24 protein-coding genes are annotated in these 23,682 nt (G+C 71.2%); 13 read left to right on the top strand and 11 right to left on the bottom strand.

Annotation, left to right across the window (positions count from 1 at the left end; all coding sequences use genetic code 11):
- Window positions 1-91 precede the first annotated feature (91 nt).
- The 3 genes from BLQ63_RS17455 to BLQ63_RS17445 are packed head-to-tail and all read right to left on the bottom strand — an operon-like array spanning window position 92 to window position 2,738.
- Window positions 92-1,735 (bottom strand): DUF885 domain-containing protein, encoded by a 1,644-nt coding sequence (locus BLQ63_RS17455; RefSeq protein ID WP_091038028.1) that lies wholly within the window; start codon window positions 1,733-1,735, stop codon window positions 92-94.
- 50 nt (window positions 1,736-1,785) lie between these two features.
- A complete protein-coding gene (locus BLQ63_RS17450; protein ID WP_091038025.1) occupies window positions 1,786-2,280 on the bottom strand; it encodes an NADH-quinone oxidoreductase subunit J family protein in 495 nt (164 codons plus the stop codon).
- Window positions 2,277-2,738 (bottom strand): 4Fe-4S binding protein, encoded by a 462-nt coding sequence (locus BLQ63_RS17445; RefSeq protein WP_091038022.1) that lies wholly within the window; start codon window positions 2,736-2,738, stop codon window positions 2,277-2,279. Before BLQ63_RS17445 ends, BLQ63_RS17450 begins: the two co-directional genes overlap by 4 nt.
- Window positions 2,739-2,962: 224 nt before the next feature.
- On the opposite strand from BLQ63_RS17445, the gene BLQ63_RS17440 reads away from it, so the two are divergent.
- From BLQ63_RS17440 to BLQ63_RS17430, 3 genes are read left to right on the top strand one after another with little or no spacing between them, the layout of a single operon-like run.
- Window positions 2,963-3,433, top strand: coding sequence for a cytochrome c-type biogenesis protein CcmH (locus tag BLQ63_RS17440; protein ID WP_143014968.1), 471 nt, complete (start codon window positions 2,963-2,965; stop codon window positions 3,431-3,433).
- Window positions 3,433-4,176 (top strand): class F sortase, encoded by a 744-nt coding sequence (locus BLQ63_RS17435; protein ID WP_091038018.1) that lies wholly within the window; start codon window positions 3,433-3,435, stop codon window positions 4,174-4,176. Before BLQ63_RS17440 ends, BLQ63_RS17435 begins: the two co-directional genes overlap by 1 nt.
- 31 nt (window positions 4,177-4,207) lie before the next feature.
- Complete coding sequence (locus BLQ63_RS17430; RefSeq protein WP_091038067.1) at window positions 4,208-4,552, top strand: VOC family protein; 345 nt, start codon at window positions 4,208-4,210, stop codon at window positions 4,550-4,552.
- Between the two features lie 22 nt (window positions 4,553-4,574).
- Here BLQ63_RS17430 and BLQ63_RS17425 read toward each other — a convergent pair whose 3' ends face one another.
- The gene (locus tag BLQ63_RS17425; RefSeq protein ID WP_091038016.1) at window positions 4,575-4,910 is read right to left on the bottom strand and encodes a hypothetical protein; all 336 of its coding nucleotides are present in this window, start codon (window positions 4,908-4,910) and stop codon (window positions 4,575-4,577) included.
- A gap of 590 nt (window positions 4,911-5,500) precedes the next feature.
- Between BLQ63_RS17425 and BLQ63_RS17420 the strand changes: the two genes are divergently transcribed.
- Window positions 5,501-7,243 carry an HNH endonuclease signature motif containing protein gene (locus tag BLQ63_RS17420; RefSeq protein WP_091038013.1) on the top strand — a complete coding sequence of 581 codons (1,743 nt, stop codon included), beginning with the start codon at window positions 5,501-5,503 and terminating at the stop codon, window positions 7,241-7,243.
- A 332-nt stretch (window positions 7,244-7,575) separates the two neighbouring features.
- Here BLQ63_RS17420 and BLQ63_RS17415 read toward each other — a convergent pair whose 3' ends face one another.
- The 6 genes from BLQ63_RS17415 to BLQ63_RS17390 form a co-directional block, all read right to left on the bottom strand.
- On the bottom strand, window positions 7,576-8,070 hold the full coding sequence (locus BLQ63_RS17415) for a hypothetical protein (RefSeq protein ID WP_091038009.1): 495 nt from the start codon (window positions 8,068-8,070) through the stop codon (window positions 7,576-7,578).
- 187 nt (window positions 8,071-8,257) lie between these two features.
- A complete protein-coding gene (locus BLQ63_RS17410; RefSeq protein WP_091038007.1) occupies window positions 8,258-9,085 on the bottom strand; it encodes a sugar phosphate isomerase/epimerase family protein in 828 nt (275 codons plus the stop codon).
- Entirely contained in the window at window positions 9,082-10,173 is a 1,092-nt protein-coding gene (locus tag BLQ63_RS17405) for a dihydrodipicolinate synthase family protein (RefSeq protein WP_091038006.1), read from the bottom strand. Before BLQ63_RS17405 ends, BLQ63_RS17410 begins: the two co-directional genes overlap by 4 nt.
- Window positions 10,170-11,324, bottom strand: coding sequence for a Gfo/Idh/MocA family protein (locus BLQ63_RS17400; RefSeq protein ID WP_091038003.1), 1,155 nt, complete (start codon window positions 11,322-11,324; stop codon window positions 10,170-10,172). Before BLQ63_RS17400 ends, BLQ63_RS17405 begins: the two co-directional genes overlap by 4 nt.
- Before the next feature lie 376 nt (window positions 11,325-11,700).
- Entirely contained in the window at window positions 11,701-12,063 is a 363-nt protein-coding gene (locus BLQ63_RS17395; RefSeq protein WP_091038001.1) for a hypothetical protein, read from the bottom strand.
- A 2-nt stretch (window positions 12,064-12,065) separates the two neighbouring features.
- Window positions 12,066-14,540 (bottom strand): SseB family protein, encoded by a 2,475-nt coding sequence (locus BLQ63_RS17390; protein ID WP_091037998.1) that lies wholly within the window; start codon window positions 14,538-14,540, stop codon window positions 12,066-12,068.
- A 249-nt stretch (window positions 14,541-14,789) separates the two neighbouring features.
- On the opposite strand from BLQ63_RS17390, the gene BLQ63_RS17385 reads away from it, so the two are divergent.
- The 9 genes from BLQ63_RS17385 (at window position 14,790) to BLQ63_RS17345 (ending at window position 22,048) form a co-directional block, all read left to right on the top strand.
- A complete protein-coding gene (locus BLQ63_RS17385) occupies window positions 14,790-15,887 on the top strand; it encodes a S8 family serine peptidase (protein ID WP_177154986.1) in 1,098 nt (365 codons plus the stop codon).
- A gap of 53 nt (window positions 15,888-15,940) precedes the next feature.
- Window positions 15,941-16,774 carry an endonuclease III gene (gene nth, locus BLQ63_RS17380; protein ID WP_091037993.1) on the top strand — a complete coding sequence of 278 codons (834 nt, stop codon included), beginning with the start codon at window positions 15,941-15,943 and terminating at the stop codon, window positions 16,772-16,774.
- The gene (locus BLQ63_RS17375) at window positions 16,771-17,331 is read left to right on the top strand and encodes a TlpA family protein disulfide reductase (protein WP_218125316.1); all 561 of its coding nucleotides are present in this window, start codon (window positions 16,771-16,773) and stop codon (window positions 17,329-17,331) included. The genes nth and BLQ63_RS17375 overlap by 4 nt, the downstream gene beginning before the upstream one ends.
- Window positions 17,328-18,014: an NUDIX hydrolase gene (locus tag BLQ63_RS17370; protein WP_218125315.1), complete on the top strand. Its 687-nt coding sequence runs from the start codon at window positions 17,328-17,330 to the stop codon at window positions 18,012-18,014. Before BLQ63_RS17375 ends, BLQ63_RS17370 begins: the two co-directional genes overlap by 4 nt.
- 28 nt (window positions 18,015-18,042) lie before the next feature.
- Window positions 18,043-19,239 carry a MarP family serine protease gene (locus tag BLQ63_RS17365; RefSeq protein ID WP_091037988.1) on the top strand — a complete coding sequence of 399 codons (1,197 nt, stop codon included), beginning with the start codon at window positions 18,043-18,045 and terminating at the stop codon, window positions 19,237-19,239.
- Between the two features lie 392 nt (window positions 19,240-19,631).
- The gene (locus BLQ63_RS17360) at window positions 19,632-20,309 is read left to right on the top strand and encodes a Crp/Fnr family transcriptional regulator (RefSeq protein ID WP_026924818.1); all 678 of its coding nucleotides are present in this window, start codon (window positions 19,632-19,634) and stop codon (window positions 20,307-20,309) included.
- A 217-nt stretch (window positions 20,310-20,526) separates the two neighbouring features.
- Window positions 20,527-20,808, top strand: coding sequence for a F0F1 ATP synthase subunit epsilon (locus tag BLQ63_RS17355; RefSeq protein WP_091037985.1), 282 nt, complete (start codon window positions 20,527-20,529; stop codon window positions 20,806-20,808).
- A gap of 3 nt (window positions 20,809-20,811) precedes the next feature.
- Window positions 20,812-21,255, top strand: coding sequence for a DUF2550 domain-containing protein (locus tag BLQ63_RS17350; protein ID WP_091037983.1), 444 nt, complete (start codon window positions 20,812-20,814; stop codon window positions 21,253-21,255).
- A gap of 265 nt (window positions 21,256-21,520) precedes the next feature.
- Window positions 21,521-22,048, top strand: a complete 528-nt coding sequence (locus tag BLQ63_RS17345; protein ID WP_091037980.1) for a serine hydrolase — start codon at window positions 21,521-21,523, stop codon at window positions 22,046-22,048.
- A 46-nt stretch (window positions 22,049-22,094) separates the two neighbouring features.
- Here BLQ63_RS17345 and BLQ63_RS17340 read toward each other — a convergent pair whose 3' ends face one another.
- Window positions 22,095-23,600, bottom strand: a complete 1,506-nt coding sequence (locus BLQ63_RS17340) for an alkaline phosphatase D family protein (protein ID WP_091037977.1) — start codon at window positions 23,598-23,600, stop codon at window positions 22,095-22,097.
- Between the last annotated feature and the right edge of the window lie 82 nt (window positions 23,601-23,682).

Below are 23,682 nucleotides of genomic sequence, written 5' to 3'. Positions count from 1 at the left end.
CCGGTACGCTTGACACCAGGAGCCTCCAGTATTGAGTTTCGTTGCGACACAACAAAACTAACTGGAGGCTCCCACTGTTCTCAAACGCTGCCTAGCCCCGCAGGACGGAAGCGAGGTTGTCGAGGCCGACGGGCCCGAGGTTCAGGGCCCGGGTGTGCCAGGCCTTCAGGTCGAAGGCGGACCCGGCGGCGGCCTGCGCCTCCGCGCGGGCCGCGGTCCAGGCGCGCTCGCCGAGCTTGTAGCAGATGGCCTGGCCCGGCCAGCCCGCGTAGCGGACGATCTCGGGATAGGCGCGGTGCGAGGCGATGCGGCCGCGGTTCTGGAGCACGTCGAGGGCCACGTCGAAGTTCCACCGGTCGCCGTGGATCTTCGCTTCGGCGGCCGGCAGCGGCAGGTCCAGGTGCCAGCCGATGTCGATGACGACGCGGGCGGCCCGCAGCGCCGAGCCCTTGAGCATGCCCAGGCGCGTTCCCGGCTCGGTGAACCAGCCGAGCTCGTCGGAGAGCCGCTCGGCGTACAGCGCCCAGCCCTCGGCGTGGCCCGAGACCGAGCCGAAGACCTTCGCAAAGCGCGACAGGCCCTCGCCGGCGACCTTCGTCTGGCCGATCTGGAGGTGGTGGCCGGGGACGCCCTCGTGGAACACGGTGGTCAGCTCGGCCCAGGTGCGGAAGCGCTCGCGGTCGGCGACGGGCCACCAGGTGCGGCCCGGGCGGGAAAGGTCCTCGCTGGGACCGGAGTAGTACGCCGAGCCGGCCGAGGAGCCGTGCACGAGCTGCACGTCGAGGTTCATCAGGCGCGGGTCGATGTCGAAGTGGACCCCGTTGAGGGCCGCCAGGGCGCCCTGGTGCTTCTCGGTGAGCCATGAGAGGTATTCGCCGGAGGTGTCGACGGCCTCGGTCGCGTCGAGGTGCGCGATGACCTCGGCGAGTCCGGCGTCGGGGAGGACCTTGGCGGCCTCGGCGGCCATCTCGTCCTCGATGCGGTGCAGTTCGTCCCACGCCCACGCGTAGGCCTCGTGCGGGTCCAGGGCTGCGCCGAGCGTGGACCGGGCGTTGAGGAGGTACCGCTCCTCGCCGACGCCGTCGCTCTCGCGCGCGTGCGGGGCGTAGGTCTGCTCGAGGTACTTCGCGGCGGATTCGAACGCGGCGTACGCGACCTCGGCGGCCTCGCGCAGGTCGGCGGCCTGCGGGCCGTCGCCGTAGGCCTTGAGGTGCTTGTCGAACACGCGGGCCTCGGCGCTGCGCCGGGCCTGCTTGACGCCCTCGGTGACCTGGAGGAGCGCGACGGTCTCCCCCGCTTCGATGCCGGCGTTCATGGTCTGGCGCCAGGTCGCGAGCATCTCGGGGATCGCCCGCATCCGCGAGGCGTTGAGGCGCCAGTCGCCCTCGGTCGACCGCGGCGCGAGCTCGACGTAGCTGACCAGGTTCTGGAGGAGCCCGTAGGGCACGCGCAGGGCACGGCGCCACTCGCCTGCCGCGTGCATGTCGGCTTCGACGCGGAGCCGCTCGGCCATGTGCAGGCGGGCCAGGTCGTCGGCCGGGCCGGTCGACTCCAGGGCCTCGAGGCGGGCGAGGGTGGCGCTGACGAGCGCGGCCCGCTCGGCGACGGCCTCGGGCCCGAAGTCGGTGGCGACGCCGAAGTCGCCCTTGATGCCGGCGGAGCCGGCGAACATGGGGTGGAGCCGGGCGTACGCGGTGATGTACTCGTCGGCCAATGCGAAGATCGGTGAGGTCATGACCGCCAGCTTACCGCGCGGCTAGTAAGCCTTCGTTACAAGACCGTTGCTCACTTCGCGCGGGTGGAGACCACGACCGCGCCGACGAGCGCGGCCAGCAGGAGCAGGGACAACACCTCGAACGGGAGCACCCAGTCGGCGAAGACGGCCTCCCCCATCGCGGCCGCGCCGCCGTCCCGGCCCGCCGGATCGACCCGGATCCAGCCGAACGCGGCCGTCACGACCACCCCCAGGCCGAGCCCGATCCCGCCCGCGGCGACCATCCCGGGCCAGCGCGCGCGGTCGAGGTCGTCCGAGGCGTCGGTGGGCGCCTTCGTGAGCATGGTCGCGAACAGCAGCAGCACCACGATCGCGCCGACGTAGACGAGCACGAGCACCCACGCGAGGAATTCGGCGGTGAGCACGAGCGCGGCCCCGGCGATCCCGGCGAACGCGACGGCCAGCCACAGTCCGGCCCGCACGATCCGCCGCGTCGTCACGACCGCGAGCGCGGCCCCGAGCGCGAGCAGCCCGAACGCCAGCAGCAGCACGTCGGCGAGCGTCACTCCTTCGCCTCCGGCAGGGCCGAGGGCGGGACGTTGTCCAGCCACTCCCCCAGGTGCTCCTTGTCGTGGAGGAGGTTGCGGATGTCGCCTTCGGCGTAGGCGAAGTCGGGGGCCCAGAAGAGCGCGTCGAAGGGGCACACGTCGACGCAGATCCCGCAGTACATGCACAGCGAGAAGTCGATGTCGAACCGGTCGAGCCGGTTGACCTGCCGCGGCCTGGCCGCGCCCTCGACCTCGACGGTCTCCTTGTGGGAGTCGATGTAGATGCACCAGTCGGGGCATTCGCGGGCGCACAGCATGCAGGAGGTGCAGTTGCCCTCGTGGAGGGCGATCACGCCCCGGGTGCGTTCAGGCAGTTCGGGTTCGCGCTCGGGGTACTGGCTGGTGACGGCGCGGCGCGCGGCGGTGCGCGCGGTCGCGGCGAGACCGCTGACCAGACCGCTTCCGGGAAGCCTCATCCCCTCATCGTGGCAGAGAGCGGCCGCGAATTCCAGACCCTCAAGGGCGCGTTCGCGGAACGCCTCGGTGCGGGTTGTCCGATTCCCGACTCCCCACAAGCGACCGGGGCCGCCCGTTTTCCCTCGAAACCCCGTGTCGCGCCCGAGGAAACGATTACCGTGAGCAGTTGACACGTCACGTCGAGCCGGGACCGTCCGGTGACGAACGGGGAGGAACCGTGCCCATGCGAATGCCCATCCGAGGGATGCTCGCCGCGATCGCGCTCAGCGCCGCGGTCGTGCTGTCCACCGCCGCTCCGGCGAACGCGGCCATCACCGTCACGCTCACGCCGACGGCCGGCGCCGTGGGCACCCGCGTCGACGCGCTCGCCGGGAACTGCAACACCGACGCCACCGGCGACCTGGAGAACACCGATGTGAGCTTCAAGCTGCCGAAGAACAACAACAACGCCCAGGGGAACTTCACCGTCACCGACGGGATCAAGCCCGGCACGTACACGGTGAAGGTGACCTGCGGCTCCGACACCGCCTCGGCGAACTTCACGGTGACCTCGGGGACGGGCGCGGCGACCGGCGGCGGCTCGACCGCCTCGGACGCGGCCACCGCGGTCCTGTGGACGGGCGCGGCGGTCGTGCTCATCGCGGCCGCGGGCCTGTGGCTCCTCAAGCGCCGCAGCAGGATCACCACCGCCTGATGGAGCCGGGCACCGACGTCGACGACACCGGCGAGACCCTCCACCGGCCGGAACCCGCGTTCCGGCCGGTGGCCGCCGTCGTGCTCTCGATCCTGCTCGCCGGGGGCCTGGGCCTCATGGTCGGCGGCGTGGCCCCGCTGCCGACCCTGTCGATGCCCGAGTTCGCCAACCCCTTCGACGACGACCCGTTCGCGCTCGCCGACCCCGCCGGCGGCGACTGGCTCGACCGGTCCGACCCGACCCGCGTCGACATCCCGTCGGTCGACGTCCACGCCCCGCTCACCGCGCTCGGCCTCGACTACCGGGGGAACTTCGAGGTCCCCGCGAGCTGGCGCCCGCACGAGGCCGGATGGTTCGAACCGGGCCCCACGCCCGGCGAGTTCGGCCCCACCGTGCTCATGGGCCACGTCGACACCGAACGCAGCGGCCCCGCGGTCTTCTACCCCGTCGGGCGGCTCGAGGCCGGGGACGCGATCGAGGTGACCCGCGAGGACGGCATCGTCGTCTCCTACGAGGTCACGGAGGTCGAGTCGTACGCCAAGAAGCGCCTGCCGTACGAGGACGTGTTCGGCATCGAGGCGGCGCCGGCCCTGCGCCTGATCACCTGCGGCGGCGAGTTCGACCGCGAGAGCGGCGACTACACCGAGAACGTGGTGGTCTTCGCCGAGTACACCGGCCACCGGCGGGCCACCGAGCAGGACCTCGACCGGCCCCTGAACGGGCGCGAGCACTTCAAGGACTGAATTGTCGGACCCCGCCGGTAGCCTGCCCGGCATGACCTTGAAGATCGCCAACATCACCGTCGACACCGACCGGCCCGGGGAACTCGCGCAGTGGTGGCTCGCCGCGCTGGGCGGCGAGATCACCGCCGACTGGGGCGAGTACGTCATGGTCGGCTTCGGCGACGGCTCCAGCCTGTCCTTCCAGTACGTCGAGGGCACCGCGCCCGGCCGCACCCACATCGACTTCGTCGCCGAAGACGCCGCAAAGGAGGTCGCGCGCCTGGTCGAGGCCGGCGCGACGCACGTCGCCGACCACGAGGCCCCCGGCGGCGCGTTCACCTGGACCGTCCTGGCCGACCCCGACGGCAACCAGTTCTGCGTCTCCCAGGGGCACTGACGGTTCACCGGTCGCCCGGGGCTCAGCCTCGGGCGATCGCCCGGGCCAGCTTCTCGACCTCGGGCCGCAGTTCGTCGCGCTCCCAGACCGGATGCCACGCGGCCGGGGCGGTCGGAGGATCGGAGAACACGGCGATGAGCCGGGCGCCGTAGCTCTTCTGCTCGTCGGAGGTCAGGCGGTGCATCGCCGGTTCGGCGGTGCTGCGGTAGACGGCGAAGCGGACGCGGTCGCCCAGGCCGATGTCCTGGAAGAACTCGCCGAGGTAGTGCCAGTCGGGCGACTGGTCGGTGGTGTCGCGCTCGCCGATGTTCATGGGCAGGAACCAGATCGGCGCTTCCGGTTGCGGCGCGGCGGTCACGTTGCGCTCCAGGTATCGGTCGGCGAGGAACTCGGCGGGGCGGTGCCGGTCGGTCCGTTCGCGGCGGTATGCGGGGTAGGTCGTGACGGAGCCGGAGTTGACCCGGACGCACTGCGGTGCCGATCTTGAAGCGGCCCGGCGCGAGGGTGTTCACCGGATCACTGTCAGTACGCTGAGGCCAAGGGCCACAAGCGGATCGACCGTTCGTAGATGGCGATTATATGGGCTGGGCGCGCGGCGCTGGCGGGCCGGGGAGGCGAGTCGCGCCCTTGCGGGTTCGCGGGGTGCGGGTTCCAGATCGGCGACGACGGGGACGGATGGTTGCGAGGCCGCATTCCGGCTTGAAGGTGGGCGGTGTGTGGAGTTCAGGCGGACGGCGACAAGAGGTCGAGCCAGACACCGGTCTGATGTCGACTGGCTGGTTCGCTTGAGGGCCGATCCTCTGGCGTGGCAGCCCGCCTCGGTGCCGCTGACCAGGCAATACGAGCCATCTTCAACCGTTTGAGTGATGACACTCCCCCACAACCCATCTATGCTTGACATAGCACAAAGGAACTAAATCAGCCGGACAGTTCGAGGAGGTGAGTCAGATGGCCATTGCATTCCCCCATGGCGGGCGAACCGAGAAGTCCCAGGCCATCCGTTCAGCCCTCGACCAGGCCGCATCCGCCATCAATGCCTTCCACTCCCAGGTGCTCTCCTCCGTGATCGAAGCCCAGGCCTGGAAGATCCACCGCGACGTCGACGGCTACTCCGGACTGCGCGACTGGCTCTGCGCCAAGTTCGACTTCCACACCCGCACCGCCGCAGACCTGGCCGCGATCGCCAGGTGCGCAAGGAAGTTCACCGTCCTCACCGAGACCGCCACCTCAGGCTCGGCTCGGATCGACCTCGTCGCCGCCGCAGTGCGACGCCTGGAGTCGACCAAGGCCCTGCGCCTGTACGCCAAGACCGATTACCGCGAACCGGTGACCTCTCCCTTCGATCCTGAGGTCCGGTGCGCCACCCCTGAGCACTTGATCAGCGAATGGTGCCGACACTCCACGGTCAAGGAAGTCCACGCCCGCCTCGACGAGATCGAAGCCGCCCTGGACTCCGGCGAAGAGATCCTGGAGGGCCTGGGTCAGGACTCCTTGCAGCGCCTGGAACTCGTGGAGCTGGACAACGGCATGTGGGCCCTGGACGCCACGCTCTCGTCCGACACCGGGCAGCTGTTCGCCAAGTACCTCATCACCGCCGTGCCGCCGCCTCGCCAGGAGGAGACCGACACTGACGGGCTCCTGCCCGCGAAGGCCAACCGCGACGCCGAGGCGCTGCACCAGCTGCTCGCCGGGTACGGCACCAGCCCCCAGGCCGCCACGAGGCACGGCCACACCGCGACCCTCGACCTGATGGTGGACATCGAGACCTTGCAGGGCAAGGACACCGGTCGACTGCCGCTCCTCGAAGGCAAGCCGATCTCAGTAGGCCGTGCACGACTGCTGGCCTGCGAGGCCGGGGTCATTCCCTCGGTCTTCGACTACGAGCAGGGCGAGGCCGTCGAACTCGGTCGGGCTCTCCGACTGCCGAACACGTCGCTGCGCAGGAAGCTCGAACTCGAACAGCCTGAAGGCTGCGTCTGGACCGGCTGCTCGCGCCCTGTCGCCTGGACCGAGGCGCACCACATCGTCCACTGGGCCAACGGCGGCGCGACCAGCGCCGAGAACCTGATCCTGCTGTGCCGCTTCCACCACGGCCGGGTGCACACCCCCGGCTGGTCGGTGGAGAAGACCAGCCCGGGGCAGGCGATCATCACGCACCACGAAGGCCACGAACCCGCCCCGACCGACATGGCGGGTGCCGGGTGCGGCTGCTCCGACTGGCGCACCGACGCCGACATGGACGCCGAGAACCGAAGCGGCGACTGGGATGCGTTCCCCACCGGGCTCTACAGGTCGGAATGGTCCGACTCTTTGAAGCCCGAGCTGGACGCGCTGGCCCAAGAGGCCGACCGGCAACGATGCATGGCTGCCATGAAAGCAGCAAGGGCCAAAGCCCGAGAACGATTCGCGATCAAGGTGCCAGCACCCGAACCCGAAGCCGCGCAAGGCGATCCATCCGGGGCGGAGCCTGCTCTCGCAGCGGCCGCACGACAGCCCGGCCCCTCCCGGCCGGTCGACTATGGGGAACCGCCCTTCTTAGGCTGCCCCAGCGGGCGGCCGCTGGGGGAAGCGCCACCACCTAACAGGCGCAGCCCGAATCCCACAGGGGATCGGGCCCCTCAGCATGTCCGCCGCCGAAACCCGCCCGCCAAGCCCAGCCCCAGCCCACTTCTTCGTCGCCGCCTGCTCTGACCCGAGCACCCGCTACCTCGACAGCGCAGATCCGGCCCAAGAGAGCCACCTCTTCCGTCGCCGCCTGCTCTGACCCCGAGCACCGGCCGCACCGAAGCCGCAGACCGGGCCCAGGGGAACACCATCCCTTTGTCGCCGCCCGCTCTGACCGCAAGGGGAACACCACCAGCAAGTCGAGGTGCCCGGGCAAGCCCCCAGCCACCCTTTTGTCGCCGCCCGTTCTAACCCCGAACACTGGCCACCGGAACCTGTAGACCGGGAGACCGAGCAAGTGCCGCAGGCGGGCCAGCCAGACGACCCTCGCATCGGACGGTCGACTTCCCGACCCCTGCTCAGCCCATGGTCAGGCGGATGACCGCAGTGCCTTCCAGGAAGTCGAGCATTTCGAGGACGAGCACACCGGACTCCGATTCCACCGCCGGGGCCTCCCCGGGTTCGGTATCCGGGTAGCACTGCATGGTGTTGCTGCCTGCGGTCAAGTAGGCGACGCAGTAGGCGTCGGATATCCCGGCGCCGCTCATATTGCTGCTGCCGGAACGCGTGTTGTCGCTGTTGGCCGTGTGGGTCTCGATGCCGTCGTCGGTGATGGTCACCGTGAGCGTGAAATCGTCGAACGAGAACTGGACCTCACCGGTGACGAGGACTTCGCAGGAGCCGTCATCGCAAGCAGCGTAATCGGTCCCGTCGACCGCGGTCGGCGACTCCGGTTCAGGAGACGTGGACTCGACATCGCTCGAAGACGCTGAGGGATCGGACGCGTCCCCGGCCTCGTCGGAACGGGGTTCGGTGCCGCAGCCCGCAATCGCGATCGAAGCGAGCAGGGCCACTGCGGACAGGCGGCGTCGGTGTAGAGCGATCATGCGCCGATGCTAGGCGGAAGGTCCCGGGACCGGTCCCCGCCCGGGCGACAGGGCGCCGGACCGGGTCGCGTTCGGCGGCGCGAGAGCCGGAGAGAAATGGGTGGACGCGGAGCCGGGTCGTCTTGTCCCCGTTTTGGCTCCGCGCCCACCCGCACTAGGCGAGGACCCGCCGGAAGGCGGCCCTCGTCTCCTCGAAGACCTCGGCGCCCGGTCGTGCCCAGAGCGCGTCGTTGAACAGTTCGACCTCGATGGGCCCGTCGAAACCGGTGGCGTCCACCGTCTCCTGGTAGCGCTTCAGGTCGATGCAGCCGTCGCCCAGCTGCCCGCGGCCGGTCAGCACGCCTGCCGGGAGCGGGGTGATCCAGTCCGCGAGTTGGAAGGACGCGATGCGGCCCTCGGCCGCGGCGCGCGCGATGCCCTGCCACACCTGCGGATCCCACCAGATGTGGTAGGTGTCCACCACGACGCCGACCTGTTCGGCCGGGTGCGGCGCGGCCAGGTCCAGCGCCTCGCCGATCGTGGCGACCACGCACCGGTCGCTGGCGAACATCGGGTGCAGCGGCTCGATCGCGAGCGTCACGCCCCGCTCGCCCGCGTACGGGGCCAGCTCGGCCAGCGCCTCTTCGACGCCCTCGCGGGCGGTGTCGATCGTGCCGTCCTCGGGGATGCCGCCGGAGACGAGCACGAGCGTCGGGGCGCCCAGTACCGCCGCCTCGTCGATCGCCTTCTTGTTCTCCTCGATCGCCGCGCGGGTCGGGTCGGTGAAGAACCCGCCCCGGCACAGGCTCGTGACCGTCACGCCGGCGTCCTTGACGAGCTTGGCGCTCGCTTCGAGGCCCATCTCCTGGACGGGTTCGCGCCACAGTCCGATGCCGGAGCCGGTCCGGGCGCACGCTTCGACGGCTTCGCGCTGGTCCCAGAACTTCGCCGTCGCGTGGTTGAAGGAGAACCGGTCGAGGGGGGACCGTTCGGGCGCGCTCATGCGAGGGTCCGCTTCGGCTGGCCCGCGACCTTGAGCAGGGCGTTGAACCGGTCGATCGCCCGGTGCTCGTCGGGGAACAGCCCGACTTCGAGGGCGAGGTCGACGATCTCGCCGAAGTGCTCGATGGAGCGGGCCGATTCGAGGCCGCCGACCATCTTGAAGTGATCCTGGTGTCCCGAGAGCCACGCCAGGAAGACCACGCCTGTCTTGTAGTTGAACGTGGGCGCCTCGAAGACCTTGCGCGCCAGCGGGATCGTCGGGTCCAGGATCGCGTGGAACCCGGCGATGTCGCCCTCGTCCAAGCGCTGCACGGCCTTCGACGCGAGGGGCGCGAGCGGGTCGAAGATCCCCAGGAGCGCGTCGGAGTGCCCGAACTCGTCCCCGGCGATCAGGCGCGGGTAGTTGAAGTCGTCGCCGGTGTAGCAGCGGACGCCTTCGGGGAGCCTGCGGCGCAGGGCGATCTCGGCGTCGGCGTCGAGCAGGCTCATCTTGATGCCGTCGATCTTCGCGGCGTTCTCGGTGATGATCTCGACGAACGTGTCCGCCGCTTCGTCGAGGTCACCCGAACCCCAGTAGCCCTCCAGGGCCGGGTCGAACATCGGGCCGAGCCAGTGCAGGATCGCCTTGCCGCTCACCTCGGCGAGCAGTTCGGCGTACAGGGCCTTGTAGTCGTCGGCGCTCTTGGCGCTGGCGGCGAGGGCGCGCGAGCACATGAGGATCGTGCCCGCCCCCGCGTCCTCGACGACCGCGAGCTGCTCCAGGTAGGTGGAGCGGATCTCCTCGATCGTGGTGGGCCGGGCGCCGAGCTGGTCGGTGCCGACGCCGCACGCGAGGAGGTCGTCGGGGCCCGCGGCCTCGGCGGAGCGGCGGATGAGCCGCTTGGTCGCGTCCCAGTCCAGGCCCATGCCGCGCTGGGCGGTGTCCATCGCGTCGGCGACGCCGAGCCCGAGGTCCCACAGGTGCCTGCGGTAGGCGATCGTCGCGTCCCAGTCGACGGTCGCCGGTCGCCCGGGGCCGTTGTCGGCCAGGGGATCGGCGACGACGTGGGCCGCGGAGTAGATGACGCGGGAGGTGAACTTGCGGGTCACAGGACCAGCTCCTCGAGTTCGATGCGGCGGCCCTCGCGGGCCGAGCGGTAGCCGGCCTCGGCCAGTTGGACGCCGCGGGCGGCGGCCAGGAAGTCGTGGTGCCAGGGGGCGTCGTCGACGACGTGGAGCAGGAACTCCTCCCACTGGAGCTTGAAGCCGTTGTCGAACTCCTCGTTGTCGGGGACTTCGTGCCACTGCTGCCGGAAGGGGATCGGCTGGTCGATGTCGGGGTTCCACACGGGCTTGGGGGTGTGGACGCGGTGCTGGGCGCGGACTTTGCGGAGCCCGGCGATGGCCGAGCCCTCGGTGCCGTCGACGTGGAACTCGACGAGCTCCTCGCGGTCGACGCGGGTGGCCCAGGAGGAGTTCATCTGGACGACGGTGCCGTCCTGGAGCTCGAAGATCGCGTAGGCGGCGTCGTCGGCGGTCGCGGCGTAGGCCTGTCCCTGCTCGTCGAAGCGCTCGGGCAGGTGGGTGGTGACGTGCGCGGTCACGGACTTGACCGGCGAGAGCGTCCCCTCGAACACGTAGGACCAGTGGGGGAACATGTCCAGGACCATGCCGCCGCCGTCTTCGGCGCGGTAGTTCCACGAGGGCCGCTGGGACTCCTGCCAGTCGCCTTCGAAGACCCAGTAGCCGAATTCGCCGCGCACCGACAGGACGCGGCCGAAGAAGCCGGAGTCGACCAGGCGCTTGAGCTTGCGCAGGCCGGGGAGGTAGAGCTTGTCGGCGACCGCGCCGTTCTTGACGCCGGCGTCGCGGGCGGCGCGGGCCAGGCCGAGGGCGTCGTCGAGGCTCGTGGCGATGGGCTTCTCGGTGTACACGTGCTTGCCGGCCTTGATGGCGGCGCCCACGGCGTTGAGGCGGTGCTGGGTGGTGAGGGCGTCGAAGTAGACGTCGACGGCGTCGTCGCTCAGGGCCTCGTCGAGGCTGGTGGTCCACTTGTCGAGCCCGTGGCGCTCGGCGACGGCGGCGAGCTTGTCGGCGCTGCGGCCGACGAGGGTGAGCTCGGGCCAGATGACGCTGCCGTCCGCGCGCTGGACGCCGCCCTGCTCGCGGATGGCCAGGAGCGAGCGCACGAGGTGCTGGCGGTAGCCCATGCGTCCGGTCACCCCGTTGAGGGCGATGCCGACGGTGATTCTCTCTGCCATAGGGATCTGCTCCATACGATTACTAGGCCAATGTACGGGCGCGCGGTCGCCCATGTGGGTCGACTGCCGGTCGGCGCACGACTCCGCGAGCGTTCGCCCCCGGTGTGTGGACAGGTGCGCAGGCAAACGCTTTCAATTCGTTTCCCGAAGCATACAGCAAAACCGCTCCGTTGCGAAAGCGGTCTCCAGACAGATTTACGTCAATGAATACGTATGGAAGAGGGCCTTGCGCCGCAGTACAACCCGGAGACGGCCGGGCCGCGCGCCGCGCCCGGACACGGCTCGAGCCCCGGTCGCGGGCGGCCGGGGCTCGGAAGCGTGAGGGCGGAGCTCGGCGGAGCGGCTCGCTTCAGCGGTCCTGAATAGAGGTCAGGCCCTAGAGATACTGCTCGGCGATCTCGCCGACCTCTTCGGCCGGGGCCCAGATCTGGTACACGCCGTTGTCGTACGGTTCGAGGCCGAGCGAGCGGGCCACGTCGGCGCGCCCGCCGCGGTACTCCAGGCGCAGCCAGTCGCCCGAGGCGCCGAGCACGAAGAACGGCTCGCCCCTCCAGACGCATCCGGTGCGCACGTAGAAGAAGTCCTCGAGCTCGCCGATCGGCACGCCGCGGCGGAAGCGCCCGTCGGCGACCTTCACGAAGCCGTCGCCGCCGTTGGGCGAGTACAGGCGCACGTGGGCCCCGTCGGGGCTGGAGTCGTACTCGGCGCCCTTCCAGCGGGCGATGTAGCCGTCCCTCATGGCTAGGCGTCCTTCCAGTCGCGGTGGTCCAGGACGGACGCCGCCCGGTCCTCGGGGGCGGGCCGCACCAGGTCGTAGTGCCCGGCGTCGCCCCAGGCCTCGCCGAGCGCGCTGTCGTAGCCGGCCGAGCCGTTGCCGTACCCGTAGGCCTCGCCCATCGGACCGGCAGGCGGCGGGGCGCTGTCGGCCGAAGGCGCGGGGGCGGGCGGAGCCGGAGCCGGCGGGAGCGCCGGGACCGAGGGCGCCTCGATGGCCGCCGGTCCGCCGTAGGCCCCGTCGATCGGGGCCCATTCGCGGGTGTCGGCGTCGTAGAGGGCGATCTCGGCGACCTCGCCGCGCGAGTCGATCCGCAGGATCTTGGCGCCGTGCGGCAGCCGCACGGAGTCGACCTTGTGCTCGGGGATGCGGTCGTCGGGCGACTCGGAGGGCGCGAAGCCGTCGCCGCGGAACGGGCCGGGCTCGACCACGGTCCCGCCGCGGGCCTGTGCGGCGCTGAAGTCGTTGCCGCCCAGGGCGGTCGGGTACAGGTCCGTGCGGTAGCCGGTCCAGCGCAGCACGTGCACCGAGTCGTCGGTGGGGCTGAAGTCCTCGCTGGAGCGGATGAGACCGAGCGCGAGGTACAGCTGCGCGGGCGTGCGCAGGTGGTCCACCGCATCGGCCGGGTGCACGAAGCCGCCGACGCGGTCGTAGCCGCGGTCGAGGTAGAACGGCACCTGGTGGTGCGGGATGGTCTTCTGCCACAGGATCGGCTGGACGCGGTGGGCGGGCGAGAGCCGCGCGGCGGCGGCCTGGCGGCGCTCCATCTCGCTGGCGAACGTGAGCAGGTCCTTGGCCTCGGCCCACTTCAGCAGAGACTCGACCTCGGAGCCGGACATGTTCGCGCCGACCTCGGTGCCGGGGTTGACGTAGAGCGCGTACTCCTGGCCGGGCCAGTGCTGGATGAGCCAGCCGAACGGGACGGTCGTGTGCGGGGTGTCCTCGCCGACGCGCTCGGTCATCCGCTCCACCGTCGTGTACACGGTGATGCCGATGATGCCGTCGACGATGTCGCTCGACCAGCGGAAGGACTTGTCGCCGACGCGGATGTGCGCGGCGGCCGGGTCGCCGACGGGCAGGATCACGCTGGCGCACAGCAGGGTCTGGAGGAACGAGGCGGTGTCGCCCGAGGAGGCGGCCTCGGCCAGGAGCGGTTCGGCGTCCTCGCCGGACAGCTCGACGGGCCGGTTCGCGGCGGCCGCGGGGGTCGGGGCGGGCTCCGGTTCGGGCGCGCGGCGCCCGAAGGCGCTCGACATGGACGCGAACGCCTCGGCCGAGCGCGGCTCGTCGCCGAACGCGTCGGCGTTCCCGAAGGAGGCGTTGGTGCCGAAGGAGTCGCCGGCGGCGTAGGGCTCCGGGGCCGCGGCGGGCGGGGCGGGGGCCCGCGTCGGCAGCGTCAGCGGGTCGGGCTCCTGGTCGCGCAGCCAGTCGGGGGCGTCGGGCCACTGGTCCTGCTCGGACGGCCAGTGCGGGTCGGCCGGGTACGACTGCTCCTGCGGCTGGGAGCCGGGGTTCTGCTGTTGCGAGCCGAACCCCTGCGGCTGCGATCCATAGCCTTGAGGCTGCGAGCCGAACCCCTGGGGCTGGGACGTGTAGCCCTGCGGCGGCGGCTGGTAGCCCTGGGGCTGGGACGTCTGGTAGCCCTGGGGCTGGGAGGTATAGCCCTGCGGCGCGGGCGGCGCGTAGTGCTGCTCCGGCGGCGGGGGCGGCTGGGACGCGAACGCGTGGCCGTTGAAGGCCTCGTGCTCGCCCGATTCCTGCGGGGGCTGGCGCAACGGCAGGCCCGCGGGCGTGGTCCCCGCGACGGTGGAGGCGTTGCTCTTCTGACCTGGGGAGCCGCTGAGGTCGGAGGAGCGCCGCGGCGCCGGCGGGACGTCCGGCACCGGCGGGGCCGGGGGCATGAAGCTGCCCTCGCGGGACGCCGGCGCGGGAGCCATGGGGTTGGCGAACGGGTCCGACTGGCCCGCCGCGAACGGGTCGTTGCGCTCGGGGCGCCGCTGCGGTTCGGAGCGGGCCGGCGGCGCGTCGTAAGCCTGGTCGGCCGCGGCAGGATCGACGGGAACGGTCGTCATGCCTTGGGCCACTTGAGAGACGAACCATGCCGGGAGGTATCCCTCGATCGGCAGCCCGGGGTTGACCGCGAGCCACCAGTCCTCGTCGGGCCAGGACTCGGCCAGCGCCGTGAAGGAGACGCGCCGCGAGGCGCCGGCGTTGTCGCGCAGGCACACCTGGAGGGCGGTCTCGGAAGTGAACGCGAGAATATGGGTGCGGTCGTCGGTGGTCCACGTGGCCCAGGTGTCCGAGCCGCCGCCGTTGTTGTCCTCATACGACAATGGGAGGACGAGTTCGATCTGCGCCAGGATTCGGAAGTATCCGTCCTGGTCCTCGGCTCGCAGCGCCTCCCTGAGGTGGCGCTCGATCTCGTTACTCGGTTCCCACATCGATCCCACTCAGCCCTTCCCCCCTACCGGTCTTGGATGGGGCGGTGTCGAGCGAACGCGGCGTCCCCTCGCGATGGTCACCGTAACGCGAGGGCGTTGTCAAGTTTCCGTCAGTAGGCCGAGAATAACGAATTCATAAAGGCGAACGCGTGTCATTCCCACGCTGTGGGCCTGTCGCTGTGTAACGATCCGGTTCTCATGTGGGATCGTTCCGTTCGCTGCGCTCTGGCCTGCGTCTGCTCGACGCTGTTGGCGCTCTTGCTCTCCGCGCCGGCGGGCCACGCCTCCGCGCCCGTCGCCTGGCATCTGTCGGCGATCGGCGCGCCCGAGGTCTGGCCGGAGGCCACCGGCGAGGGCGTCGTCGTGGCCGTCATCGACTCGGGTGTGGACGCCGACCACCCCGACCTCGAAGGGGCGGTCCTGCCGGGCCGCAGCTACGTCGACGTCGACACCGGCGCCGAGCCCCGGCTCCTGGCGCTCGGCTCCGAGTCGGGCCCGGTCTACGAGCGGGCCTTCGGCCAGGCCGACCCGGTCGGGCACGGCACCGCCGTCGCCGGGCTCATCGCGGCCGGGGCCGGTTCCGGCGAGCCGGGGATCGCGCCGGGGGCCTCGATCCTGCCGATCCGGGTCCTCGACGACGAGAACCGCTACCACGATTCGGCAATGGTCGGCGCGGCCGTCGAGTGGGCCGTCGACAACGGCGCGGACATCGTGAACCTCTCCCTCGGCGGCCACTACGACTCGGCGCCGTTCTCCGAGGCGATCGCGTACGCCGAGCGCCACGACGTGCTCGTGGTCGCGTGCACCGGCAACCAGCACCAGGACGGCCCGGACGAGACCGTGTGGTTCCCCGCGCGGATGCCGGACGTCCTCGCCGTCACCGGCACCGACCAGGCGGGCGACCGCTGGCTTACGGCGGTCACCGGCGACGAGACCGACCTGGCCGCGCCGGGCGCGGACCTGCGCGCCCCGCAGGCCGACGGCGGGCACAAGAACGTGACGGGGACGTCGTTCGCGGCGGCGGTCGTGTCGGGTGCGGCGGCGCTGGTCCGCTCGGCCCATCCGGACTGGACCGCCGAGGAAGTGCGGCGGGCGCTGACCGCGACCGCGCGCCCGGGCGGCGAGGGCCTCGGCGCGGGCGTGGTCGACGCGGCCGCGGCCGTGGACGCCGACGTCGACGTCCTCCCGCGGGTCGAGCAGGCCCCCGCGGTCTCCGAGGCCTGGAGCATGGCCGCGACGGCCGCCGGGGGCGGCCTGCTGGGGCTGTCGGCGCTGCTGCTGCGCGGCGGTCTGCGGCTGCGCGGAGGCAAGGGAGCGCAGGGGGGACCGCGCGCCGCGGCGCGTTGATCCGCGGTCCGCGGCGGCCAGGGATCGTCGGGGCGTCCGCGTACCATGGCGGGGTGACCGCAGCCGACGCCAGCTCAAGCAGAATTCCGGCTCGCAAGCTCCGCCGAGAGGGCGCCGAGAGCGAACTGGCCAAGAAGCGCCGGGCCCGCAAGATCAACCGCCTCCTCGCCGCGGCCCACCCCGACGCCCACTGCGAGCTGGACTACTCCAATCCGCTCGAGCTGGCCGTCGCCACGATCCTCTCGGCCCAGTGCACGGACGTGCGGGTCAACCTGACGACGCCGGCGCTGTTCGCGAAGTACCGCGACGCCGCCGACTACGCCGAGGCGAATCCCGAGGACGTCGAGGCGATCATCAGGCCCACCGGCTTCTACCGCAACAAGACCAGGTCGATCATCGGGCTCGGGAAGGCGCTCGTGGAGCACCACGGCGGCACGCTCCCCAACGACATGGACGCCCTGGTGAAGCTCCCGGGCATCGGCCGCAAGACCGCGAACGTCATCCGCGGCAACGCGTTCGGCGTCCCCGGCATCACCGTCGACACCCACATGATCCGGATCACGACCCGCCTCGGCCTGGTCGGCGGGAAGGCCGCGCTCAACAAGGACGCGGTGAAGCTCGAGTTCCAGCTCCAGAAGCTCATCGAGCCCCGGGAGTGGACCATGTTCTCCCACCGCATCATCTTCCACGGCCGCCGCGTCTGCATCGCCCGCAAGCCCGCGTGCGGGGCGTGCACCCTCGCGGCGCTGTGCCCGTCCTTCGGCGAGGGGCCCACGGACCCGGCCGAGGCCGCGAAGCTCCTCAAGGGCGACAACGTCGCCGACCTGATCCGGCTCGCGGGCGCCGCCGGAGGCGACCCGCGCACCGAGCACTCGGTGGACGCGTGAGGCGGGCCGCGGCGGCGTCGATCGCCGCACTGTCCCTCGCGGCCCTGACCGCCTGCGCCGAGGACGCCCCGGAAGCCGGCGACGGCGCGGGCGACCCGACCTGGTCGGTCGCGTGCGCCGCCGGCGGCACGCCCATCGACGGCGTCGGCGAACTCGAACTCGACTGCCTCGGCGACGGGGCGCCGGCCGCGGTCGGCACGGACGGCAAGCCGCTCCTGGTGGTCCTGTGGGCGACCTGGTGCGGGCCCTGCCAGGAGGAGGCCCCCGAGATCCAGGCGTTCTACGAGGCGCACGGCGACCAGGTCGGCGTCCTGGGCGTCGACACCGCCGACTCGAGGGAGGCGGCCCGCTGGTTCGCCGAGGACTTCGCACTGACCTACCCCTCGGTCTCCGACCCCGACGAGGCGATCCGCATCGGCCTGGGCATCCCGGCCCTGCCGGGCATCGCGTTCGTGGACGCCGACGGGACCGTCGCCGAACTCGTCGTCGAGCCGGGCGCCACGACCGAGAGCCTGACCGCGACCGCGGAGTCCGCGTTCGGTCTGGAGCTGCCGTGACCGCCCTCGAGACCGCAGTCGCCCCCGGGCGCCCCGACTGGTGGGCGCCGCTGCTCAAGGCCGCCGAGGCCGCCAAGGGCCCCGCCGCCGAACGCGTCATCGCCGACCATCTTCTTCCCTACACGCGCGAGGACGCGCGCACCGCCTCGGTGCTCGTCCTCCTCAAAGAGGACGCCGCGCTCGGCGAGCCGGGCCCCTCGGTCCTGCTCCAGCAGCGCGCCGCCACGCTGCGCCACCACCCGGGCGAGGTCGCCTTCCCCGGCGGCGCGGCCGACCCCGGCGACGCCGACGCCGCCGCGACGGCGCTGCGCGAGGCCGCCGAGGAGCTCGCCGTCGACCCCGGCTCGGTCGCGGTCGGCGCGACCCTCCCGCCGCTGTGGATCCCCGTCTCCGGCTTCGCGGTCACGCCGGTCCTCGCGTTCTGGTCCCGGCCGCACACGGTCGCGCCCCAGGCCGCGTCCGAAGTGGCCGCCGCGCACCAGGTTCCGCTGCCGCTCCTGGCCGATCCGCGCTCGCGCGGCACGGTCCGGTACCCGTCGGGCCGCAGCGGCCCCGGGTTCGAGATCGCGGGCGTACCCCTGATTTGGGGGTTCACCGCCGGGGTACTGTCATGGCTGCTGGACCTGGGCGGCTGGTCCCGTCCCTGGAACGCCGACCGGACCATGACACTCGAAGGGCTGTAAGCCCTCTGAGACGAAGGCGAGGTGGGCGATGAGCGCCGGCGGCTCCGGAATCCTGGTCGACGTCGTCATCGTGCTCCTGGCGCTCCTGTTCGCCGTCAACGGCTACCGCGAGGGCTTCATCACCTCGGCGACCGCCTTCTTCGGCTTCCTCGGCGGCGCCCTCCTGGGCATCCAGATCGCGCCCTTCGCCGGCGACTTCTACCAGGACGCGCTCGCCAAGCTCATCGTCTCGCTCGTCGTGGTCTTCGCGCTCGCGGTGGGCGGCATGGCCCTCATGACCGCGCTCGGCTACCGCCTGCGCCGGCGCCTGAAGTCCAACGGGTCCCGGCGCCTCGACCACCTCGCGGGCCCGATCGTCTCGGTCGCCGCGGTCCTCCTGGTGACCTGGGTGGCCGCCGCGCCGCTCGCGAACTCGTCCATGCCCGCCGTCGCGGGCGCGGTCCGCAACTCGAGCCTGGTCTCCGGGATCGACGAGTACATGCCCGACACGGTCAAGGGCGTCTACGAGTCGCTGCAGGAGTCGCTGAACACCTCGGGGATGCCGAACGTGTTCTTCGGGCTCGACCCGACCGACGCCCGATCGGTCGCGCCCCCCGACCCCGAGCTCGCGGCCTCCGGCCTCGTGGTCAACAGCGAGGAGTCCGTCCTCAAGGTCCACGGCTCGGCCCCGTCCTGCGACCGGCAGATCGAGGGCTCCAGCTTCGTCTACGACGACGAGCTCGTCGCCACCAACGCGCACGTGGTCGCCGGCACCGAATCGGTCCAGGTCGAGTCCGACGGCGAGCTCTTCGACGCCGACGTCATCGTCTTCGAGCCCGACAAGGACCTCGCGATCCTCCACGTCCCGGGCCTGGACGCCCCGGCGCTGCCGATCCAGCCGGAGACCGCCGGGTCCGGCGAGGACGCGGTCGTGCTCGGCTACCCCGGCGGCGGCCCGTACACCGCGACGGCCGCGCGCATCCGCGAGGCGCGGATCGTCACCGGCCCCGACATCTACGACGACGGCACGGTCACCCGCGAGGTCTACCAGCTCTACGCGACCATCATCGGCGGCAACTCGGGCGGTCCGCTGCTCAACCCCGCCGGCGAGGTGATCGGTGTCATCTTCGCCGCCGCGGTCGACGATCCCGAGACCGGATACGCGCTGACGATGGACGAGTCCTCGCCGGTGCTGGAGGCGGGCCGCACCGCCTCCGGCTCGGTCGCGACCGGTTCGTGCACCTGAGTGGGAGGCCGCCCTTCGCGCGAGTGCGCGCTCCGGTCGCGGCGCCCGCTCTCGTGGATGTTCGGTTTTGGGGGAAGTGCCGGTTGCCTGATGGTGGGCGTGGCGTCACATTGCGGGTAGGCTGTACCGGTCGCTGTCGACGCATTCCGTTCACCGGAAAGAAACTCCTGCTGAGACCGCGTGGTGAGCCTCTCGGGGTGACGCTCGGAACCGACCGACGCATGCCAATCGGACTCGAATGCCGATTCCGGTCCCTGCGGTGCTCATAAGGCAATGCTCAAACGGACACGGTGCGCATGTGGATTTACGGGGGTCTCGCTCCCGCAATGCGGACAAGAGGCATAGACTCAGTACTTGCACTAGCGGTGCGTTGAAGAAAGGTGCGAACGGACATGGAAGATGTATTGGCCAGGGCCGCCCTGTTCAAGGGTGTCGATCCCGAAGCTGTCGAATCGCTCATCAAAGAGATGGAGTACGTCGACGTCAACAAGGGCCAGACCGTCTTCACCGAGAACGAGCCGGGCGACAGTCTCTACATCGTCATGTCCGGGAAGGTGAAGCTCGGACGCCGTTCCGCCGACGGGCGCCAGAACCTCATCGCGGTGATGGGCCCGTCCGACATGGTCGGCGAGCTCGCACTGTTCGACCCCGGCCCGCGCACCGCCACCGCCACCGCTCTCACCGACACCCGCATGGCCCGCCTGTCCAAGACCGCTCTGCGGCCGTGGCTGGCGAACCGGCCCGAGATCGCCGAGCAGCTCCTCCGAGTGATAGCGCGACGGCTCCGTCGCACCAATGACTCGATGGCGGACCTCATCTTCACGGACGTGCCCGGCCGCGTCGCGAAGGCGCTGCTGCACATGGCGAGCCGTTTCGGCACCCGTGACGGCGGCGTCCTGCGCGTGACCCACGACCTCACGCAGGAGGAGCTCGCCCAGCTGGTCGGCGCCTCCCGCGAGACCGTGAACAAGGCCCTGGCCGACTTCGCCGGGCGCGGTTGGCTGCGCCTGGACGGCAAGAGCGTCATCATCATGGACCCGGAGCGCCTCGCGCGCCGCGCCCGCGTGTAACGCATCGGACTTCGAGGCCCCCGGCGTCGCCGGGGGCCTTCGTCGTCCCCCTTCCGGGTGCGGACCCCGGCACGGGCGATCATCGTTCGAGGCCCGGGCGCCATACCCCCTGGGGGCTCGGGTGATCTTCGAGTCCCCCGCCTTGGGCGATTCGACGTTCGCGCCCGTCGCCGTCTAGACTTCCGGTAACCATCCCGCAGTCTGGTGAAGGAGCGTCGTGGCAGGGCAACTGAACGTCGAAGTAGTGGCAGTCGACTCGAAGGTGTGGTCCGGCGAGGCCAAGGCCGTCTACGCCCGCACCACCGAAGGCGAACTGGGCGTGCTGCCCGGCCACCAGCCGCTCCTCGGCGAGCTGCGCGTCGACAGCACCGTACGCGTGCAGCCGGTCGACGGCGGCGAACTGGCCTGGCAGATCGAAGGCGGATTCCTGTCGGTCACGACCGACGGCGTCACCATCCTCGCAGAGACCGCCGAGGCGGTCGCCCCCGCTTCGGCGTAGGCCATGCTGAAGGCACTGCTCGTCGTCGCCGCACTGGCGGCGGCCGTCGCGGTGTTCCTGGTGCTGACCTACGTCCGGCGCTCGATCCTGTCCCGCTCGGGCTCGGTGGCCATGGCCGCCAGGCTCTCCCGGCACATGGAAGGGCGCGGCTGGGCCCCCGGCTTCGCGGTCTACGAGAGCGGCACGCTCCGCTGGTTCCGCATGTTCTCCCTGGCGTTCGGCCCGCGCTACCTGCTCTCGCGCGACGACCTCCAGATCTCCGAGCGGCGCACGCCGGTCGGCCCCGAAGCCCAGATCTTCCCCCCCGAAGTGGCGATCCTGCGGTGCAAGAACGCCGGCGGCGAAGTCGAACTGGCGATGACCACCTCGGCCGTCACCGGATTCCTGTCGTGGATGGAGGCGGCCCCGCCGGGGGCCGCGTTCTACTCCGACCGCGCGAGCGACTGACGTCCCACGCCTCCTCCGTTCGGAGGAGGCGTCGTCGCGTCCGGTTCCTCCTTGCGCCGCAAGTGAAGTTCAGTCTCATTGCGGTGGTCTCGTCCCGCTTCGACCCATAACGTTGCGGCATGGGCAAACACCTACCCGCCGTAGGAGCAGTGGCGCTCGCGCTCATCGCGATCCCCTCCACGGCACACGCGCGATACGCCGCCGAACCCGACGAGCGACTGCTCGACCGCGCGACCGCACCTCGGGCATCCGCGGCCCGAACGCGGTGCCGTACATCACCACCGGCGACGCGGCCGAACCGTACTTCGACACCACGGCGCTCTCGAACGACCAGCTCTGGGCGGCGGGCGGCGTCGTCGCCACCACGGGCGACGCCAACGACTTCTACCGGGCGCTGACCGACGGCACGCTCCTCGACGCGGCGCAGCTGGCCGAGATGAGCGACCACGTCGACACCGGCGCCGGCCTGCTGTACGGGCTCGGACTCGCCGGGCTGACCATGGGCTGCCCCGACGACCCGGACGAGATCTTCTGGGGCCACACCGGCGGCGGCCTCGGCCACCAGACCTACTCGTTCCACTCGCTCGACGGGGAGCGGCAGGTCACGGTCACCTGGAACATCGACGACCGGCACGGCGCGGCCGACCCCCAAGCGCTGAGCTGGGCCGTCAGCGGCCTCCTGTTCGCGGGGCTCTGCGGCGCCGACCTCGGCGACCGGCCCGAGGACGCGGACCCGCGGACCCGGGGCGTCCCGTCCGTCGAGGCGCTGCGGGAACTGTCGCTCATCGGCTGACGCGCCGAAGGCCCGCGGGAGGATGCTCCCGCGGGCCCTCGGCGACTCAGGCGACCGGCTCGACGGCCTGCGTGAACAGCGCCGTCCCGTCGATGTCCTTGAGCTGCACCGTCAGCACCTCGGTCTCGGCGTCGATCGACACCTCGCCGAAGAACTGGTAGCCCATCGCCGGCGACGTGTTCGCCGCCGGAGGCGCCTGCACGAACACCGCCTCGGGACCGAAGGTCGCGTCCAGCTGGTTCGGCCCGAACGCCCCCGCGTTGAGCGGGCCGGAGACGAACTCCCAGAACGGGTCGAAGTCCTGGAAGGCCGCCCGGTCCGGGCTGTAGTGGTGCGCCGCGGTGTAGTGGACGTCGGCCGTCAGCCACACCGTGTTCCGCACCTCCTCGCGCTTGAGGTACGACAGGAGCCCGGCGATCTCGGTCTCGCGGCCGCCCGGCGCGCCGCCCGCGCCGTTCGAGACGCCTTCCTGCGCACCGGCGCCGTCGCCCACGATGAGCCCGATCGGCAGGTCCGCGGCGATGGCCTTCCACGTGGCCTTGGACCGGCGCAGCTCCCACTTGAGCCACGACAGCTGCCGCTCGCCGAGGATCTGGCCCGTCGCGCCGTCGGCGTCCGGGTTGGGGCTCTTGAAGGTCCGCATGTCGAGCACGAACAGGTCCAGCAGCGGCCCGTACTCGATCTTGCGGTAGATCCGCCCGTCGGGCTCGGGCCCGAAGCCGCCCGGCGTGTACTCGGCGAAGGCCTGCCGGGCCCGCCCGGCGAGGACGTCCACGTTCTTCTCGGTGTACTGCGGCAGGTCCAGGATCTCCCCGGGGTACCAGTTGTTGGTGACCTCGTGGTCGTCCCACTGGTTCACCATCGGCACCCGCGCGAGGTACGCCCGCAGGTTGTCGTCGAGCAGGTTGTACTTGAACTGGCCCCGGTACTCGTCGAGGGTCTCGGCGACCTTCGACTTCTCCTCGGTCACGGTGTTGCGCCACGTGGTGCCGTCCGGCAGCGCGACGGTCTCCACGATCGGCCCGTCGGCGTACACGAAGTCGCCCGAGCACAGGAAGAAGTCCGGTTCCGACTCGGCCATGGCCTCGAAGATGCGGTAGCCGCCGAACTCGGGGTTGATGCCCCAGCCCTGCCCGGCGAGGTCACCCGACCACTGGAACCTGATGTCCTGCGGGTCGCGCGCGGCGGTCGTGAACGATCCCTCGAGCGCCTCGGAGCGGCGCTCGCCCTCGGCCCGGACCCGGTAGTGGTAGGTCTTGCCGGGGGTGAGCCCCTTGAGCCGGAGCTTGCCGGTGTAGTCGGTCCTCGCGGTCAGCGCCGGGCCCTCGATCGTCCTGGCGTGCTTGAAGTCCGGCCGGGTCGCGAGTTCGACGACCATGTCGGAGCCGCGGTCGGCGCGGGTCCACAGGATCGCGCCGCGTTCGGTGACGTCACCGGACTGGACGCCGTGGGTGAGCTGCGGGCGTGAGGCCGCGTACGAGATCCCGGGGGTGCCGAGCAGGATCGCGCCGCCGGCCCCGGCGGCCAGCAGCCGCCGTCGGTCGATGTGCACTCTGTGTCTCCAAAACCGTGGGGTCGATGGACTGGCCGAACCGTCAGTGTCTCCCGAACAGTGGTGTTCCACTGACTGACCA

Source organism: Glycomyces harbinensis, assembly GCF_900101745.1.
Taxonomy (GTDB): Bacteria; Actinomycetota; Actinomycetes; order Mycobacteriales; family Micromonosporaceae; genus Glycomyces; species Glycomyces harbinensis.
Note: the sequence above shows the minus strand (reverse complement) of the source record. Positions and strands in the feature narration are given on the sequence as shown.

Coding starts and splice junctions, on each gene's coding strand:
- BLQ63_RS17410 (WP_091038007.1), bottom strand. CDS start 9,085: ATGAGCGCGCCCGAACGGTCCCCCCTCGACCGGTTCTCCTTCAACCAC.
- BLQ63_RS17440 (WP_143014968.1), top strand. CDS start 2,963: ATGCGAATGCCCATCCGAGGGATGCTCGCCGCGATCGCGCTCAGCGCC.
- BLQ63_RS17445 (WP_091038022.1), bottom strand. CDS start 2,738: ATGAGGCTTCCCGGAAGCGGTCTGGTCAGCGGTCTCGCCGCGACCGCG.
- BLQ63_RS17365 (WP_091037988.1), top strand. CDS start 18,043: ATGAGCGCCGGCGGCTCCGGAATCCTGGTCGACGTCGTCATCGTGCTC.
- BLQ63_RS17400 (WP_091038003.1), bottom strand. CDS start 11,324: ATGGCAGAGAGAATCACCGTCGGCATCGCCCTCAACGGGGTGACCGGA.
- BLQ63_RS17390 (WP_091037998.1), bottom strand. CDS start 14,540: ATGTGGGAACCGAGTAACGAGATCGAGCGCCACCTCAGGGAGGCGCTG.
- BLQ63_RS17350 (WP_091037983.1), top strand. CDS start 20,812: ATGCTGAAGGCACTGCTCGTCGTCGCCGCACTGGCGGCGGCCGTCGCG.
- BLQ63_RS17430 (WP_091038067.1), top strand. CDS start 4,208: ATGACCTTGAAGATCGCCAACATCACCGTCGACACCGACCGGCCCGGG.
- BLQ63_RS17360 (WP_026924818.1), top strand. CDS start 19,632: ATGGAAGATGTATTGGCCAGGGCCGCCCTGTTCAAGGGTGTCGATCCC.
- BLQ63_RS17420 (WP_091038013.1), top strand. CDS start 5,501: ATGGCCATTGCATTCCCCCATGGCGGGCGAACCGAGAAGTCCCAGGCC.
- BLQ63_RS17435 (WP_091038018.1), top strand. CDS start 3,433: ATGGAGCCGGGCACCGACGTCGACGACACCGGCGAGACCCTCCACCGG.
- BLQ63_RS17455 (WP_091038028.1), bottom strand. CDS start 1,735: ATGACCTCACCGATCTTCGCATTGGCCGACGAGTACATCACCGCGTAC.
- BLQ63_RS17395 (WP_091038001.1), bottom strand. CDS start 12,063: ATGAGGGACGGCTACATCGCCCGCTGGAAGGGCGCCGAGTACGACTCC.